Below are 1821 nucleotides of genomic sequence, written 5' to 3' on the forward strand. Positions count from 1 at the left end.
CAGTTCACGCTGTATTATGCTTATACATTATGGTGATATTATTAATTTGCATTTATAATACACCTTGGTGCTAGCATAAAAACATTAAAATAATGTATATATGTATCCACACCCCATTTTCATTCATTATGACACAGCTGAATTTATTTTGATTGAAATGGACTTTACCCTTAATAAAGGAAAGTAATATGAGATATGCTGTTTCTGCGGTAACTATTGCTATTTTGTTAAGTACCTCTTCTCTGGCACAGTCTGTCGGTTTATCTTCGGGCAACACGGCTGCTGCTCAGAGCGGTGGATTTAATAGCGGACTAAGTGGCGGTGGCCCGATGACCGTCCGGCAAGCTAAATCACAGTGGGATGACTCCTGGGTTACGCTCAGAGGAAAAATTGAACGTCAGGTTGGGGGCGAGCGCTATTTGTTCCGGGATGTAACGGGAACGATCATTGCAGAAATAGATCATGAGGACTGGTATGGCCTCTCTATTTCTCCTAATGATACGGTGATCATCGAAGGTGTTCTTGATAAAGAGTGGCATACCACAGAGGTTGATGTAAAAAGGATATCAAAAGCCAGCTAACTCTGAGATCGAGATTTGATGGCGCTCGCTGAGCTTTTTTGTGGCGTGAGTAGGAGCCGAAGTCACCATATTTTTCGCGTAGCCGCGTCAGAAAGCGTAGCTTGATATCATCCGGAGTACGATTGTTCGCAGGCTTGCTACGTATTCTGGCCCAACGTGAACAGACATTCTCGCTGTTTTTTAAGGGAGTTGTCGCCTGTTGTAATAAAATTACGTCATGCCGCCTCTTTTTCCGGGTTAAGATAAATATTCCGGAATATAGTCCTAGTTGCGTAACTGCTTACTCCAGCGTTCTGGGTGCTGTTGGTGAACCAACCTGTAAACAGACTTTCTGGCTGCCAGTATTTTCACATCGAGGCCCGATGGTGTTCATCTGGCGTGACATATTTGATCCCACTGTGCTTATGTTCAACGCTGTACCAGTTTACGAAACGGCTGACCCATGTCCGTGCGTCATCTATTGTGTGAAAGCCGTTCTCTGGCCATCAGGGGCAATATTTGAGTGTCCGGAACCAACTAACGTAATTCTACCAATGACTGACAAAAAGGAATTGATATGAATATTTCTGCTATTATTGCATCTCTAGCTCTGGCCGTTTTTTGCTTTGCAGCAAACGCCTCTACTCCTGATAATGTTGCCGTATATGCTACTGAAAAATATCAAGGATCTATATCAATTGGTGATAAAACTGCCTACACTAAAACCTTTGAGGTTTCCATAGCAAAGTTATCAGCCAATACTGTCGTTTTATCAAAACTTTGTCTGAAGGCTTATTCTCCTGATAAGAAAGAATTCGAACTCGATACTGTTGATGAAGTTTTAATTACAGGTTCCCTGAAAGAAGGTAAACCGGTAAAGGGGATCGCTGTGTTTACTTCGGAGAACGATGCTGTCTTCAAGGCCGCTCTGGTAAAAATCTCCGACGATTGTAAATAATCTTATAAGCAGCCTCCTGGCTGCTTTTTTCGATTGACCTGCTCCCAGGATTAGATAGCGCTCAGTTAGTAATGTCTTCATATGACCCTGACCTCGAATATGATCCAGTCATAATCAGGAATAACCGGCTTCATGTTGGTTGTGTATTCTGGCAACCGGCAGACTTCTCAGCAAATTCTGACGGGTCATCCAGCCCAGCGCAGAATGGGGACGCCTCTGATTATAGTGTATGCGCCAGGCCTCGATTTTGCACCGTGCATCCTCCAAAGACATAAACCAGTTCTCGTTCAGACATTCCTGCCG

At 43.7% G+C, this 1821-nt stretch carries 3 protein-coding genes; 2 read left to right on the forward strand and 1 reads right to left on the reverse strand.

Annotated elements, in window-relative coordinates:
* Nucleotides 1–188: 188 nt before the first annotated feature.
* A complete protein-coding gene (locus H5P17_RS26350) occupies nucleotides 189–581 on the forward strand; it encodes a YgiW/YdeI family stress tolerance OB fold protein (protein ID WP_182825908.1) in 393 nt (130 codons plus the stop codon).
* A 556-nt stretch (nucleotides 582–1137) separates the two neighbouring features.
* Nucleotides 1138–1518: a DUF4354 family protein gene (locus tag H5P17_RS26360; RefSeq protein WP_182825909.1), complete on the forward strand. Its 381-nt coding sequence runs from the start codon at nucleotides 1138–1140 to the stop codon at nucleotides 1516–1518.
* 114 nt (nucleotides 1519–1632) lie between these two features.
* On the opposite strand, the gene H5P17_RS26785 is transcribed toward H5P17_RS26360, so the two are convergent.
* The coding region (locus tag H5P17_RS26785) for a transposase (RefSeq protein ID WP_255478008.1) at nucleotides 1633–1821 on the reverse strand (189 nt) is incomplete at its 5' end.

It is taken from the genome of Serratia sp. OS31 (genome assembly GCF_014164835.1).
GTDB lineage: Bacteria > Pseudomonadota > Gammaproteobacteria > Enterobacterales > Enterobacteriaceae > Serratia > Serratia liquefaciens_A.